Genomic DNA, 14,902 nt, shown 5'->3' with positions numbered 1-14,902 from the left:
GTGTTTTCTGTCAGGCATCAACTTTGACGCGCAGCAGCCGTGGATAGATAAACAGATTTTTGCCGATGCCCCGATTAAGCAACGTCCACACGCCTACCGAACAGCCCGCGCACAGCGCCACCATTACCACCGGGAAAGCTGTCGCCCACAGCATGGAGAACGCTTTGTTAGCGAACAGCTGATGATGTTCCGCGAACAAAATGACGGACATGCCAAAGAATTCGATAAAGATGCGGTGCAGCACGTAAATTTGCAGCGTGTTTCTGCCCAGCCAGTTTAGCCAGCCCAGCGTAAAGTAGCGATTCAGCGTCCGGCAGGCGGCGACGGAGATTAAAACAGCGAGCGCACACAGGAACAGGCTATGGGGAATACCGAGCTTAGCGTGGATCAGCGACAGCGCTATCAGCGCGGCCCAGGGCACCAGATTGCTGCGACGCCATTCGCTCCAGCGCAGCAAAGTGCTGCTGTAAAAGGTACCCAGCAGGAAGAAGATCAGATACTGCGCGACGCTTTCCGGTCCCCAGCCTGGGATGATTTTCATGACGGCGGCGTAATTCAGCAAAACCGCAATGGTCATCATCGCAAGCCGCTGCTCGCGGAACAGTTTGGCGAACACAAAAAACAGGCCAAGCGCATAAAGATACCAGGAGGAGCTCATCGCCAGCAGCATTAATTTAACCGACTCCACCGGCGTGGCCGCCCAGGCCGCGTTGGTGTTTTTGGAGAGCTGTTCGCCCATCACCTCATTGGAGACGCCCCGGATCATCAGCCATTGGATCACGCCCCAAAGGAAATAGAGATAGAAAAGATTGGTAACGCGACTGGTAAAAACCTGCTTCCATGGACGGTTAATAATGCCGTTGGTCGCCAGCAGGCCAGAGACAAAGAAAAAGGCGGGCATCCTCAGCGGCGAAAGATAATTATTAAAGGCCAGCCATAATTTAGCAGGCATAAAGCCAGCAACCAGATGGCCAATCATTTCGGCATAGCCTGGCAGGACAACATGATATAAAACCACGAGTAAAATGCAGAGGCCTTTTAAACTGTTTATCCAGGCAATATCCTGCTTTTGAGTCGTATTCATTATATTACTCCGACCGTCATAAACTGGGATAACATGAGGTAGCGATACCTCCCCGTAGCCGAGATATTTAATATTATCTGGCCCTGACCGTACGCTGACAAATATAGACAATGTGGCTGCTGCTGGCCCTGAATACTTAGTCATGCCCGGCATCATGCATATTCAGAACATTCCTCTTCTCGCGAAGCGAATTTACCTTACCCTGGAAATTTGCAATAAGTTAATAAATTATTCCTCTTTTAAGAGACTGACGTCTTAAGGAACTTCTCCAAAACGAAGGCGGGTAAGGGAAAGCACAGGCGGGAGAGCTGTTTACGCAGGAAGAACGGCTATTTTATAACGAAGCGGCATGAAAGATATTTAAGAAAAAGCTTATTCAGCTGGCGCGCTGAAAATTGCCGGAATTAACCGGCAATTTTACAGGGTTATTGCGAAAGAAACTTTTCCAGGAACTGACGGGTGCGCGGGTGTTCGGGATGGCTGAACAGTGCTTTTGCGCTGCCCTGCTCCACGATGCGACCCTGATCCATAAAGATGGCGCGATCGGCAACGTCACGCGCAAAGCTCATCTCATGCGTGACGATAACCATAGTGCGCTTCTCCTGCGCCAGCGCCCTGATGGTATTGAGCACTTCGCCTACCAGCTCGGGATCCAGCGCGGAGGTCGGCTCATCGAACAGGATCACCTCCGGGCGCATCGCCAGCGCACGGGCGATAGCCACGCGCTGCTGCTGGCCGCCGGAAAGCCGACGCGGATAGCTCTCTTCCCTGCCCGCCAGCCCAACCTTCTCCAGCAGCTGACGCGCACGCGCCACCGCTTCGGCTTTTGGTTCGCCTTTCACGATGGTTGGCCCTTCAATGATGTTTTCCAGCACCGAACGATGGGGAAACAGATTAAAGTTCTGGAAAACAAAGCCTACCTGCTGGCGCAGACGGCGTACCTGCTCTTTCTGACGGTTCATGTCGGCGGCGGCATCAATACGGATATTGCCCACTTTAATGGTGCCGCTGTCCGGGGTTTCCAGCAGATTGATGCTGCGCAGCAGCGTGGTTTTGCCCGAGCCGCTTGGGCCGATTATCGCCACCACTTCGCCCGAAGCGACCTCCAGATCGATATCGTGCAGCACCGTGTGGCCGTTAAATTTCTTCACCAGCCCGCTGACTTCAATGGCGCTCATTTTGCCTCCCGATCCTGGCGGTTAACGTGGTTTTCCAGCCTGCTTTGCAGCATGGAGAGTAAAGTCGCCATCACCCAGTAAATCAGCGAAGCCGCCAGATACATGGTAAAAACTTCCAGCGTGCGCGAGGTGATCAGCTGCGCCTGGCGGAACAGCTCCGGCACCTGAATGGTGGCGGCCAGCGAGGTATCTTTCACGAGGCTGATAAAGCTGTTGCCTAACGGCGGCAGCGCGGTACGGGCGGCCTGCGGCAGAATAACCCGGCGCAGCGTCTGCCAGCGCGTCATGCCGATACTGGCCGCCGCTTCCCACTGGCCGCGCTCGATGGCGGCGATAGCACCGCGCAGCGATTCGGAAGCGTAGGCCGCCGTATTCAGCGACAGGCCAATCATGGCGGAAGGGATTGGATCCAGCTCAATGCCGAACTGCGGCAGGCCGTAGTAGATCATAAACAGCTGGGCGATCAGCGGCGTGCCGCGAAATATCGACACGTAGAAACGCGACAGCCAGGCTATGGGCCAGAAGTGGGAAAGACGCATCATCGCCAGCACGAAGCCCAGCAGCAGCCCGAAGAACATGCCGCCGATGCTGAGCTGGAGGGTGAAAAGCGCGCCTTTCAGTAAAAATGGTGCTGAATCCAGCACCAGTTGTAAACTTTCCTGCATTATTTAGTTACGTCCACGCCAAACCATTTGTCGGAAATCTTAGCCAGCGAACCGTCTTTCTGCATGTCCGCAATGGCTTTATCGACCGCCGCCAGCATTTCCGGGTTGTCTTTGCGCAGCGCCACGCCCGCTTCCTGACGAGAGAAGGCCGGGCCGGCTACCGCCAGCGTTTTACCGGTTTTCTTCACCAGATCCAGCGCGGCCAGACGGTCAACCAGGATCGCATCAATTCGGCCAACGCGCAGATCCTGATATTTAGTTGGATCGTCGTCATAAGTACGGATATCGACGTTCTTCACGTTTTCACGCAGCCACTGCTCGTAGTTGGTGCCCAGTCCCAGCCCCACTTTTTTGCCGCTGAGATCGGCAGGCTTAGTGATGCTGTCGGCCTTATCGGCTTTGGTCAGCGCCTGGATACCGGAAACGGTATAAGGCGTAGAGAAGTCATACTTCTTTTTGCGCTCGTCGGAGATGGTGACCTGGTTGATCACCACATCGATGCGCTTTGAGTCCAGCGAGGCCAACATGCCGTCCCACTTGGTCGGTTTCAGGCTGGCCTTGACGCCCAGATGCTGTGCCAGGGCGTTGGCGAAATCGACCTCAAAACCGGCCAGTTTGCCGTTTTCGTCCTGGAAGCTGAATGGCGGATAGGTTCCTTCCAGGCCCACCAGCAGCGTGCCGCGTTCTTTTACTTTATTCAGCAGGTTTTCCGGGGCAGCAGTAGCCTTGGTGGCAACGCCAGCCACCAGCGCCAGCGACATCATTCCCGTTACCAGTTGGCGACGAACCAGAGAAAAATTCATAAGCGCTCCATGTTGAGATGCAGATTAATAGTGTGTAGTCAGCTTTCTTTCCGAAGGCCCGCGGATCACCGCAGAGGATGATAAGCAAACAGCGCCGGCGAACCACCCGTGTGAACGAACAGTAGCGGGCCTTCGCGGCGAAAACGCTTTTGTGCGATGCCGTCAATCAATCCGGCCATTACCTTGCCAGTATAGACCGGGTCCAGAAATATCCCTTCAAGCCTGGCCAACAGTTTGATCGCTTCCGTGCCCTCTTCGCTCGGCATCCCGTAGCCCGGCGCGAAATAGTCGTCCCAGAGCGTCACGGGCGCCTGCGCTGTTAGCTCAAGCTGCGCGGCGAGCGCCTGTTGAATAGCGACCACTTTAGGCTGCTGTTCAGCAACGCTGCGCGAAACGGTTACGCCAACCAGCTCGGTGTCCGGCAGCAGCTGCTCCAGTCCTACGGCGAGACCGGCATGGGTTCCGGCACTGCCGGAGGCAACAACGACAGCGGCAAAATCTACCACGCCTTCGCTCTGATGAGCAATTTCCTGAGCACATTCTACGTATCCCAGCGCGCCCAGCGCGTTGGAGCCGCCAACCGGCACTACATAAGGCCGAAAGCCCTGCGCTTCCAGCCGCGTACACTGTTCAGCCAGCTGCGCGGCGGGATCGTGCAGCGCATCAACCATGACTACTTCCACATCCATCAGGTCCAGCAGCAGGCGATTGCCGTTAGTGGCGTAATTTTCAAGATGGGTAATGCCCGGATTTTCCAGCAGCGCCACGCACTTCAGGCCCAGCTTTGCGGCCACGGCGGCGGTTTGACGGACATGGTTAGACTGGATAGCGCCGGCGGTCAGCAGCACGTCCGCGCCCTGGCGCAGCGCATCCGCCGCCAGGAACTCAAGCTTGCGCAGTTTGTTGCCGCCCAGGGCTACGGGCGTGAAGTCGTCGCGTTTGATAAAAATATCGCGCCCCAGATAATCGGAAAGACGAGGCAGATGCTCAAGCGGCGTCGGTGCGCCAAGCAGTTCCAGACGGGGAAATGAGTGTAAAAGATGTAAGGACAACGTAGCCTCCACAGCAGCAAAAAGTCATCCTTACTGTTGCGAAGGCAAGGATAACATATTGAAAAAAATGGTTTTAAGCCAATACCACACATTGACTATATAAAAAAACCCGCTTCCAGGCGGGCTTGCATATTATAAGCTATCAGGGATCGCAAAGCGCTAACGCTCTCCTCTCAATAGTCCAGGTCCAGGTGAAAGCAAAGCGCTAACGCTCTCCTCTCAGCAGTCCGAGTCCAAGTGAAAGCAGGTATCCCAAAACAAAGAAGCCGACAAAGCCAACTGTTTTCATTACACCACCCTCCAGCAGAAACAACGACAAAAAAGCAGCTATTGAGCAAAGTCCGGTAATCATGGCCTCAAGAAAATGAGAAGCGCCCCAGCTGGCAATTTTGCCCAATTTACTTAGCGAGGATTTTGCAGAGTTCATGCTGAACCGCCTTACAAATCATTGGGCTACTGTTGATATATTTCAGATAAGGTTCAAGCGCAGGCTCGACCAAAAAATAAACCATATCAAGATTTTCATCAGATGCCAGGTTCTGATTACGCCGTCATACATCCCAGAAGGTACTGACGAGATACCCTCAACTACCCCACGGGCAATAGATTTTGCATCCATACATTTTCCCTTTCGTCCAATAAACCGTGTCAAGAATAACTAACAGGGATAGCTATTTCTATCCGTAAGGTATTTCAGCTCCTTAAAGAATAATAATTTTTTTAACGTATAGTTTTAATTTAAAAAACTAATCGCCCCTGCATATTCTCCCTCTTGAAATTTCATTCAAATTGCGAAAAACAGCAATAACTGTATTCTTTTCCGTATGTTGCATTTTATACGATACTTCCCCAATATTTTCTGGAAAAAAGTGAAACTGGCTTCAACTTTTCACTTTGCGATCGGTACAGTAGCCCTTGGGCGCGAGTTGTCAGTGCGTTGGTTGATGAATGAGTATGGCTATGCGCGTACTAAAAATTATTTTCCCGCAATGCAATGCCAAAGCAATCATACGGAAGACTAACCGCAAGCATCCCGAACCGTCAGATATTTATTGCCAGTGCTCTGACGTGGAATGCGACCACACTTTCGTGACGAATCAGTCGTTTTCGCATACGCTCAGCCCAGCGCGCGCTGGTAACGACCTGCTGAAAAAAAACTGATTGGGCTGATTACGCCGGAAGAACGGCAGATGGCGTTAGATTTGTTACAAGCCAGATAGCGGACACCCCGCAAACGCGGGGTTTTTTATGCGCTTATGCAGGCTGCAATCTGTGCAGCACTGACAGATCGATACGCTGCCGTGCACGCCATAAATCGTGATCGCGCTGCATTGCCAACCACACGTCAGCAGAACCACCCAGGACGGCTGCAAGTCTTAGCGCCATCTCAGGAGATATGTCAGACTTACTCACAATTAACCGCTGAACCGTTGAGGGTGCAACGTGCAGCGCCGATGCAAGCTGACGTGCGCTCAGCCCGAGCGATTCCATAGACTCGCGGATTAGCCCCCCAGGATGAGGGGGATTAAACATTCTGCCCATCAGTGGTAGTCCTCCATATTAATGATAAATACATCACCGTCTGTAAATTCAAAGGTTATTCGCCAGTTGCCTGTTACCGTCACAGACCAGATCCCCGCCCGATCCCCTCGCAGGGGATGCAGGTTAAAACCGGCAATATCAACGTCATCAATGATTTTAGCGTTATCCAGTGCAGACAAGCGAAACGCGATTTTGTCAGCGTTGCGTGAATCAATCCCAGCCGTTGAGCCAGTTTCAAAAAATTTCTTCAGCCCCTTATGCTTAAAACTCCTGATCACGTTAATCACTCCCTGTGTTGCGTTATGCGCATAATAACACCGCCGATGCGCGGTGCGCAACACGCATTGCTTTTAGGGAGCAATTTTCAGATGTTCAACTGATGTTGCATCAGGCATTGGTTCACAGTTGTTTAGCCCGGCGCGAATAATCGTGAGATCTACCCACTGCCAGGCATGTTCACACGGCTGGCGGAGATTAGCGAATGCTCGGGTGAGGATCCGATTAGAGGATCTGGCTCACTGCCTGTACTGATCCAGGAGATGTCATTTAGCAAAGATGAAATCGCCGCCCTGTTCAATACGCTGGCCGGTGATGCGCGCCTGGTGGCTCTGGTAGCACTCAGTGCAGTCGGGCGCCGGACAGAAGTTGTCACTTTAAAACGGTCGCAGATTGTTAACTGTCGCGTCATGTATTTGAAAACCAAAAACGGTAAACGGCGTGCGGTTCCGATTTCGGCAGAGCCAGAACACAACATGATGTCGACAGCCAGCACCAGCTTGTTTAATGTCGATTGCAGAAAATTCTGTGGGGTGCGCAAACAAATTAAACCCGATATCCCGCCAGGCCAATCACTCCACATATTGCGGCATATATTTACTGGTCACGTCATGATGAACGAGGGAAATATCATGTTTTACAGCAAATGTGTGGGCTCGCAAGCATAGCGCTGACGATGAGTTATGCGCATATAGCTTTGAGATCGGGAAAATACCATCGCGCTGGGGCCGTTGGCTGGCAGATTAACAGTTCAGGACTGCTGATACTGTAAATTCAGGGCAGCGATATTGCGCTGCCCTGATGTCCACGTCATGCCCACATTCAGACATGTCAGAAACCGTTACAAACCGCTGTAACTTTTTCAGAGGTATTTTTTTTATAAGTTTATTTTGTAAGCCTTTACTTAACCAATCCCTTAACAACGCAGGAAAAGTTATTACGGTTTTACAAAACATAGCTAAAAGGTAACGTAAAAGAGGCTGTCGTCCCAATCTAATTGCGCTGCCAGCCTAAAAACTGATCGTATTTGCGCAGGGCGATGCGGTAATTATTGTTGCCCGCATCGGGAAGATCGTTTTCCAGACATTCGTGCCAGCTGTTGCCGGCCAATCTTTCCGCCGGAAAATTACGGGCCGACAGCATCCCGTCAAGGCGACGCAGGCGAACAACATATTCGCGGATCGTGCTGTGGCTCATCTCGGTCTGCTCAAACAGATACTGTTTAAACGCCATGATGTCAAAATAGGTAGGATTCGTATTGCAGTAAATATCACTGCAAAAACGACACAGCGCGGTCAGCTCAAGCTGGAGCTTTGACCAGACCTGGTCGTCAATCGGCTGGTCCATGCGGGCGATCGCCTCTTTATTGATGATCTGCCCGCGGAAAACCAACGCCATACGGTCGAGAACTTTACTACAGTGTGAACAGTTAGTCTGGCTGTGCTTAAAATCTTTCAAATAGCGGCTCAGCGGCCTCATTTTAATTTTGGATCCCATTTGGAGTCCCCGGTTGGTGTTGAGAGTGCAAAACTGACTCCGTCAGCGCGCTCCCGTTAACCGGGCGCGCAGGCGTTTTATCGCCTGACTGTGCAGCTGGCTGACACGGGATTCCCCGACCTCCAGCACTGCGCCAATCTCTTTCAGATTCAGCTCTTCCTGGTAATAAAGCGTCAGCACCATTTTTTCGCGTTCGGGCAGCGCCTCGATCGCTTCAATGACGCGTTCGCGCAGATTCCCTTCCATTAACTGGTGTAGCGGGTTAGCCTCTTCGTGGCCTTCCGTCACCAGCTCCGCGCTGTCGCCATGTTCCTCACGATATTCGTCGTAAGAGAACAGCTGGCTATTATTGGTATCCAGCAGGATCTGCCGGTACTCTTCTAATGACACGTCAAGCTGTGCCGCGACTTCCTGCTCGCTGGCCGGCCTTCCAAGACTTTGTTCGACGCGATGCATGGCGGTGGCGACTTCGCGCGCGTTACGACGCACGCTGCGAGGCGCCCAGTCACGGCTACGTAATTCATCCAGCATCGCGCCACGTATGCGCTGTACGGCATAGGTAGTAAATGCCGTGCCCTGCAGCGCATCGTAACGTTCGACGGCATTCAGCAGCCCAATGCCACCCGCCTGCAGGAGGTCGTCCAGTTCAACACTGGCTGGCAACCTGACCTGTAAGCGCAGCGCCTCATGACGCACCAGCGGCACATAGCGCTGCCACAGCGAGTTTTTATCCATCACGCCACCGACGGTATATAGATCGTTCACTATGACTATCCTGCGTTAGTTAAGTTATCGGCATGATTATCTGTTTCTGTAGTGCGGATTGATTGGAGGAATAGCGGTAAAAAAGGCGGGTTATTTCATTTTTGTGGAAAAAAGCGGCGTCGGGCACCGCTTTTTACGGAAAGCTAACGCAACCTTAGCAGTCTCTGCCGTGTCGCTGTGGGCACCTGCTCCCATAATGCACAGGTTTTACCGGCAAGATCCTGATAAGCAGTGCTTAACTCTTCATCGGCTGGCAGGCTGTGTCGAAAAGAGATCCTGCCCGTCTCGCCATCAATCAACAGCAGATGGCTGGCGAACAGCCGTTGCAGGTCGCTACGCAGAAAAAGCCCGTTATCCACGTTATTGTCTTTCAGAAAACCGCTTTCGTTCTCTTCCGTCACAATATGGCAGGCCTCTACCCACGGGTAGCTGGCATTTTCATGCACTTTGGTGCCGGTGATCACGCAGGCGCCGTAGCGTTCACGCACCGCCGTGCTGAAAGACTGCTGGCTGATGCGCTGCCAGAGACGCGCTTTGACGCGGCGCCCTACCTGCGTGCCGGGCATTACGCCTGCCGTAGGCGGCAGCAGCGGCGAGCTGAGCACCACCAGGAACTGGAGCTGTCTCGCATATTCAAAACAGGGCCGCGTCTGGCTGTCGTACAGCTGCCAGTACTCGTCTTCCTCATCGGTGCGCAGCAGGCTGAGCGTAAAACCACGCTGTGCCATCAGGCTTTGCGCCATAATCGAGGCCGGATCCAGCATCGCCACCACCTTGCTCTCGCCCATCACCTTCCAGACGTTCCACGGCGCGGGTGCGGGCGGGCGACGAAAATAGAGAAAGCTCTCCTGTTTTTGCAGGTAGTGCTCAAAGCGCTGCAAATAATTTTTACGTTCGTTATCGTTAGAGATAAAAAGCACATCCTCCAGCGCGCCGTGGATATCCCTGCTGGCGAAAATCGCCCGGATAATCCAGTTCTTGCTGGAGGTAGAAGGACTGAGTAATCCATGAGGGGTTAGCGATTTATCCTCAGGGTATTTCTGGCCATAGCGTTCGGCAATTTCATCAAACGGCAACAGTTCGCCAGGCAGCAGGTCGTAATTGAAGCGCATGTCACACTCCGCAAGAGGATCAAAATGAATTGTTATAAAAAAGAGTTATCGGCCTGGCGCATTTTTTCTCCAGTGCCGCAAGGGCAAAACCTGAGTGTGATAACAAAATAAGCGGCTTTTGGATACGGGCCAGACGGCAAGTTTCAGGCAAAAAAAACAGGCGAGATAAAAAGACCCGCTTCGCCAGAAAAGCGAAGCGTGCCAGAGAAGCAGAAGTGAATAACGCAGAAAACGGTTAGCTAACCAGGCTGGCGCTAATGGCATAACGCTTTTTCAGCGTAGCCAGCTCTTTTTTCAATGCCTCGGTCGATACCGCAGGAATTTTCGGCGGCAGGCAGCCATGCTTTTCCTGGAAGTACGTCGCGGCGACCAGGCTTATGGCCCGGGAAGAGAGCTTGCCGGAAATCGTTGACTGCTGCGGGCTCCAGCCTTCATCGCCCAGATACTGGCCTGAATTATCCAAATCCGGAAAATAGTGATAAGACGGATGCAGTCCCGCTTTAATAACGGCATAGGTGTGGTCGAGATGCTCCACGGCGTTATAGTAAATTTCATCCATCAGCCCGACTTTTTCCAGGCAGGCTCTGGAGTAATAGCAAAATGCGCCCACGCAGGCCGGATACAGCGGCATAACAAAATCGCCGTAATCCATAATATAGCAAGGACGCGGCGTACCGTCCGGCTGCACATTTTTATCGCCATGCTGGCTAAAATTAAAATGTTGAATGCCGGTGCGGGCAGATAATTCGATATAACGGGCAAAAACGGACGGATCCTTAACGAAAATATCATCTTCGATCAGAAAGAAATGGTCGACTTCCTGAGCCTGAAGATAGCGCAGCGCAATATTTTTGCTGCGGCCAACGCCCTGATTCACTTCGTTATGGTGAAGATGGCAATCCAGCTCGCCGAGTTCGGGATAATAAGCGCCGTCGTTAACCACGACTAACGCGTCGATAATATCGCGAGGCAGCGACTGATAAAGTTTTATCAGTCCGGCTTTGCGATTATAGGTCACGATGCCTACGCCAATTTTTTTTCCGCCAATCATCCTGCCCCCTTGCAAGCCGTACTTTTTAATTAAAGCGGGCTGACCAGGCGCTCCCGGTCAGCCATAAAAATCACCTGAAGCTAGCCGCGCGGCAGCCAGGCGTTCTGCCAGTCCGTCAGGCCTTCGTCACGCAGCATCCAGTCGCGGAATACGCCGGCGCGCAGCGCGTCGCCCCTGGCCGCCAGCGCGTCCATATCGGCCAGATGTTCGCGAATGGCGTTCATCCAGTCTTTGTAGCGGTTGGTTACGCGGGTGACCGGCAGATCGCAGCGGTAAGGCTCAATATCGGTACAGATCACCGGCACGCCGCAGGCGCCAAGCTCCAGCAGACGCAGGTTACTTTTACACTCGTTAAAGAAGTTCATCTCCAGCGGCACCAGCGCCAGATCCAGGTTCAGCGTCGCCAGCTTTTCGGGATAAAACTCGAACGGCACGCCGTAGTGGAATTCGCACTTCACGTTCTGCGGCTTCATGCCCATAAAGACCCACTCGACCTCGTTTTCCAGCTCTTTCATAAAGGGCAGAAGGATTTCCAGGTCGCCGGTATGGCTGCTGCCGCCCGCCCAGCCGACGCGCGGCTTTTTCCCCTGACGACGCAGGCTGTTAAGCGCGGCCCACTGATCGTCCAGGCGGTTCTGCGCCACGCGAATGTCGTGATGGAACGGCGCATAGGCTTCGGCCAGCGGCACGGTGGAGACCACCAGCCAGTCCGCCTGCTCTACCGAACGGCGCAGCTGGCGCACGATATCCTTCGGCAGCTGCTTGCGGAAGACGCTTTTCAGCGGCAGGTTTGGAATGTAGTCATCATATTCCATAATGATTTTGGTATTGCTGACCTGACGATACTGCTTCACGCGCTCGGGGATGGAGACGTCGGTCACCAGCTCCAGCAGCAGCGTATCGGGCTGAATTTCCGCCACCTCCATCACCGCAGGCAGGCCGTGCGTCAGGCCGCCTTCCAGTATCAGATTGCCTTCCAGCGCCTTAAACGGCTTGATCACGCGATAGTTGCCGCAGCCGGTCAGGTTTTTATGACAGGCCATCATTACCGGCAGCGGTCGGCCCGGCAGCGGCTGCTGATAGCGCGACTGACGCGTGCCCAGCTGGAAGTTGCCGCCAACCTTGGTGAGCTGACGGTTATAGCTGACATCCACGCTGAGCTGGCCGCGCCATTTTTCACGCAGCGTATCGAACATCTCCGGCCCGACATGGGACGCAATGCCGACTTCTTCGCCCAGCACGCGGGTTGCGCCGCCCATATGCAGCAGACGCGCGTAAGGCGTCCATACGGTGAGATAGCCGCTGGCACGCGCCTTCAGCGCAAAATCCACGTCGCCCAGGTAGACCGGGAACTCATCGACGCTGAAGCCGCCCAGCTCGACAAAGACCTCTTTCGGCACCATCATGCAGGCCGCGCTGACGGCGGTCACGTTCAGGATCGATTGCAGGCGCTGCATATAGCCGGTGTTATCCACGCTGACGCCGTCGTAAACCGGCGAGACGCCGAGGCCCACGCCCGCGACGATGCCGGCATGCTGGATGCGCCCGTCGTGGTATTCCAGCCGCGCGCCCACAATGCCCACTTCGGGACGCGTGGCGTGTTCGACCATCGCCGACAGCCACTCGCCCTCAACGATTTCGGTATCATTATTTAAAAACAGCAGCAGATCGCCGCGCGCCTGCTCGGCGGCAAAATTATTGATCGCGGAGAAGCTGAACGCCTGCGGCCAGCGCAGCACGCGCAGCTGAGCGATATTCAGCGCCTCAAGCTGCGCCAGATAGTCACAGGTCGCCTCGTCCTGAGAATTGTTGTCCACGATCAGCAGTTCATAATGTGGCCACTGCGTTTTTTCCATCAGGCTTTCGATGCAGCGGCGCAGCAGCGGCAGGCGATCGCGCGTCGGGATGACAATGGAAACCAGCGGCTGCTGCTGATGAGTAAAGCGTACGCGATGCAGCCCCGGTAGCAGGCCCGGCTCGACCACGGCGGGCAGATTGCAGCGCGCCAGATGCGCAGCGGTCACGGCCGCGCTTTCCGCCACGATTTCCGGCAGCTGTAGCCAGCTTTCCGCCGTTTCCGGCACCAGCATCAGCGCGTCGGCGATATGGCCGATGGACTGCGCGCCGCGGGTTTCAATAAATTTCCACGCCAGATCGATGCCGCCCAGGCGCGTAAAACCAGCGTCGAAACCGCCCGCCTCACGCGCGGCCGCGACGTTAATCAGCATCTGTTCGCCAATATAGGGCTGGCTGCGCAGTAGATCGATATTCAGATCGGGTTTAAACAGGCTTTCGGCGGCCAGCAGGGTTTCGCCCGTGACGCTGTCGCAGTACCAGAGCGCGGCGTCAGGCTGGCGCAGACGGTGCTCGGCAAAGACCAGCAGCGCCCACGGCATCAGCTCGCTGCCGGCGGTGACCAGCAGCAAGGAATCGGCCTGCGTCTGGCTGAACAGCCCGGCCAGCTGCTGGCTGTCGCGCACTTTTTCCACCAGGGCCGGCTGTAGATACTGAGCCTCCAGCGAGGCAAGCGTCTTCTCAACGGCGGCGCTGTCGCCGTGCGGATCGAGGATCGCCAGGCCGATATTGCCGGTTTCCGGCATCTGGTTAATAAAGGAGAGCAGCACGCTGATGCGCGCTTCGGAAGGCTGGCGCGTTTTCAGCCAGCTTTCCAGCACGCGGGATTTTTCGGCGTCGTCGGCAATCACCTTGCGGTGCAGCGTCAGGCTGGCGGCTTCGGCTTCGGTAACCTGCAGCCTGTCCGCTTTCGGCAAGCGGGCCAGCACGGCCTCGATCTGCGCGCTGAGCGACCACTGCCGGAAAGCTTCTTCGCAGAAGCCCTGCGTCCACTGCCAGGCATCGGCATAAGGCTCAACGATATCCTGTACCCACTCTTCAGGGCTTTGATGCGGTGCACTGCCGTAATCGGCAAGGAAATGCGAATCCAGCCCCGCTTCCAGCGTTTCGCCGTTTACATAGCCCGCGCCGGAAACCGTATCGGTAAGATAAACAGGGACACCGGCAGCCAGCGCCTGGACCACCGGACGAGTCTGTGCCATCACCAGCTGATAGGTGGAAAGGAACTCAGGCGTCAGCTCAACCTCGCGACGTCGGGCGTTGATATGGTCAAGGCTGATGCCCTTCGCGGCCAGCAGCGTCCGCAGCTCGCCAATGGCGTCATTTTGTTCTTCAGAGATCAGCAAAATGCGCGACAGCGGCGGCATAGCCTGCGGCTGTACCTGAGCGAAGCTGTCGCTAACGGAAAGAGGAAATATATGGAGTTTGCGTTGATCGATGCCTTTCAGCGCGAGTTTCGCATAGGAGATGGCGGAAACGGCGAGGCTGTAGGCCGCCAGTTTGTTTTCCAGCGCCGCGCCATAGGGCAGGTCCTGGTCCGCATAGGCGTAGTAGTGCTGAAAAACGCAAACGCCAGATATTTCGCCTTTCTGCAGAGCCGAGATCATTTTCAGACTCATGTAGCCCTGGCAAATCCAGATCAAATCGTAGTGGGCCGCCAGCGGATGCTCATCTTCCATAAAGCACTGCACGTTGCCGCTTCGCTGCAACGCCTTCAGCCGCCGTAAATAGGTGCCTTCCACCAGTCGCGTGACCAGGTCAATCTGCCAGCCCTGCGCGTGAAAATGCTCGACCACATCCATCAGGGTCGTTTCTGTATCAGTTAACCGGTTAAGTTGATCAATAGTAATTAAAAGACGATTCATACTTTTTCTCCGCGCCATCTTATGTGGGCAAGACAGAAAAAACCCGGCCGTAGCCGGGTCGACGAAACGTGTCGTGCGAGATTACTGCAGCAGAGACAGAACGCCCTGTGGAACCTGGTTGGCTTTTGACAGCACGGAGGTACCAGCCTGCTGAAGGA

Annotated in this window: 15 protein-coding genes and 1 pseudogene; 2 read left to right on the top strand and 14 right to left on the bottom strand. The window is 54.5% G+C overall.

The features are described 5' to 3' along the window. Window positions 1-10: 10 nt before the first annotated feature. From ACMGEE_RS21155 to ACMGEE_RS21130, 6 genes are all read right to left on the bottom strand, one after another. The gene (locus tag ACMGEE_RS21155) at window positions 11-1,084 is read right to left on the bottom strand and encodes an acyltransferase family protein (RefSeq protein WP_436830615.1); all 1,074 of its coding nucleotides are present in this window, start codon (window positions 1,082-1,084) and stop codon (window positions 11-13) included. A 425-nt stretch (window positions 1,085-1,509) separates the two neighbouring features. Next, window positions 1,510-2,262 (bottom strand): L-cystine ABC transporter ATP-binding protein TcyN, encoded by a 753-nt coding sequence (gene tcyN / locus ACMGEE_RS21150; RefSeq protein ID WP_436830614.1) that lies wholly within the window; start codon window positions 2,260-2,262, stop codon window positions 1,510-1,512. After that, window positions 2,259-2,927 carry a cystine ABC transporter permease gene (gene tcyL / locus ACMGEE_RS21145; protein WP_253460535.1) on the bottom strand — a complete coding sequence of 223 codons (669 nt, stop codon included), beginning with the start codon at window positions 2,925-2,927 and terminating at the stop codon, window positions 2,259-2,261. The genes tcyN and tcyL overlap by 4 nt, the downstream gene beginning before the upstream one ends. After that, on the bottom strand, window positions 2,927-3,730 hold the full coding sequence (gene tcyJ / locus ACMGEE_RS21140) for a cystine ABC transporter substrate-binding protein (RefSeq protein ID WP_125290927.1): 804 nt from the start codon (window positions 3,728-3,730) through the stop codon (window positions 2,927-2,929). Before tcyJ ends, tcyL begins: the two co-directional genes overlap by 1 nt. Before the next feature lie 65 nt (window positions 3,731-3,795). Beyond that, window positions 3,796-4,782 (bottom strand): D-cysteine desulfhydrase, encoded by a 987-nt coding sequence (locus ACMGEE_RS21135; RefSeq protein WP_253460532.1) that lies wholly within the window; start codon window positions 4,780-4,782, stop codon window positions 3,796-3,798. A 205-nt stretch (window positions 4,783-4,987) separates the two neighbouring features. Further along, window positions 4,988-5,209 (bottom strand): hypothetical protein, encoded by a 222-nt coding sequence (locus ACMGEE_RS21130; RefSeq protein ID WP_301253397.1) that lies wholly within the window; start codon window positions 5,207-5,209, stop codon window positions 4,988-4,990. A gap of 533 nt (window positions 5,210-5,742) precedes the next feature. Between ACMGEE_RS21130 and ACMGEE_RS21125 the strand changes: the two are divergent. Next, window positions 5,743-6,002: pseudogene (locus ACMGEE_RS21125) on the top strand (Ogr/Delta-like zinc finger protein). 34 nt (window positions 6,003-6,036) lie between these two features. On the opposite strand, the gene ACMGEE_RS21120 reads toward ACMGEE_RS21125, so the two are convergent. Then, window positions 6,037-6,324 (bottom strand): HigA family addiction module antitoxin, encoded by a 288-nt coding sequence (locus ACMGEE_RS21120; protein ID WP_253460526.1) that lies wholly within the window; start codon window positions 6,322-6,324, stop codon window positions 6,037-6,039. Next, the gene (locus ACMGEE_RS21115) at window positions 6,324-6,602 is read right to left on the bottom strand and encodes a type II toxin-antitoxin system RelE/ParE family toxin (protein ID WP_253460523.1); all 279 of its coding nucleotides are present in this window, start codon (window positions 6,600-6,602) and stop codon (window positions 6,324-6,326) included. Before ACMGEE_RS21115 ends, ACMGEE_RS21120 begins: the two co-directional genes overlap by 1 nt. A 261-nt stretch (window positions 6,603-6,863) precedes the next feature. Here ACMGEE_RS21115 and ACMGEE_RS21110 point away from each other — a divergent pair, with 261 nt between their 5' ends. Next, window positions 6,864-7,268, top strand: a complete 405-nt coding sequence (locus ACMGEE_RS21110) for a site-specific integrase (protein WP_301253398.1) — start codon at window positions 6,864-6,866, stop codon at window positions 7,266-7,268. A 325-nt stretch (window positions 7,269-7,593) separates the two neighbouring features. Here ACMGEE_RS21110 and fliZ read toward each other — a convergent pair whose 3' ends face one another. From fliZ to ACMGEE_RS21080, 6 genes are all read right to left on the bottom strand, one after another. Beyond that, window positions 7,594-8,097: a flagella biosynthesis regulatory protein FliZ gene (gene fliZ / locus ACMGEE_RS21105; RefSeq protein ID WP_253460520.1), complete on the bottom strand. Its 504-nt coding sequence runs from the start codon at window positions 8,095-8,097 to the stop codon at window positions 7,594-7,596. A gap of 42 nt (window positions 8,098-8,139) precedes the next feature. Then, the gene (locus ACMGEE_RS21100) at window positions 8,140-8,862 is read right to left on the bottom strand and encodes an RNA polymerase sigma factor FliA (RefSeq protein WP_253460517.1); all 723 of its coding nucleotides are present in this window, start codon (window positions 8,860-8,862) and stop codon (window positions 8,140-8,142) included. A 143-nt stretch (window positions 8,863-9,005) separates the two neighbouring features. Next, window positions 9,006-9,974: an HNH endonuclease signature motif containing protein gene (locus ACMGEE_RS21095; protein ID WP_253460514.1), complete on the bottom strand. Its 969-nt coding sequence runs from the start codon at window positions 9,972-9,974 to the stop codon at window positions 9,006-9,008. A 235-nt stretch (window positions 9,975-10,209) separates the two neighbouring features. Further along, window positions 10,210-11,025, bottom strand: coding sequence for a glycosyltransferase family 2 protein (locus ACMGEE_RS21090; RefSeq protein WP_301729412.1), 816 nt, complete (start codon window positions 11,023-11,025; stop codon window positions 10,210-10,212). 80 nt (window positions 11,026-11,105) lie between these two features. Then, a complete protein-coding gene (locus ACMGEE_RS21085) occupies window positions 11,106-14,744 on the bottom strand; it encodes a glycosyltransferase (protein ID WP_436830613.1) in 3,639 nt (1,212 codons plus the stop codon). Window positions 14,745-14,825: 81 nt separating this feature from the next. Next, a partial coding sequence (locus ACMGEE_RS21080) for a flagellin (RefSeq protein WP_394148208.1) occupies window positions 14,826-14,902 on the bottom strand: 77 nt, incomplete at its 5' end.

The organism is Erwinia artemisiae (genome assembly GCF_051400835.1).
Taxonomy (GTDB): domain Bacteria; phylum Pseudomonadota; class Gammaproteobacteria; order Enterobacterales; family Enterobacteriaceae; genus Erwinia; species Erwinia aeris.
This window is presented reverse-complemented; position numbering and strand designations above follow the sequence as displayed.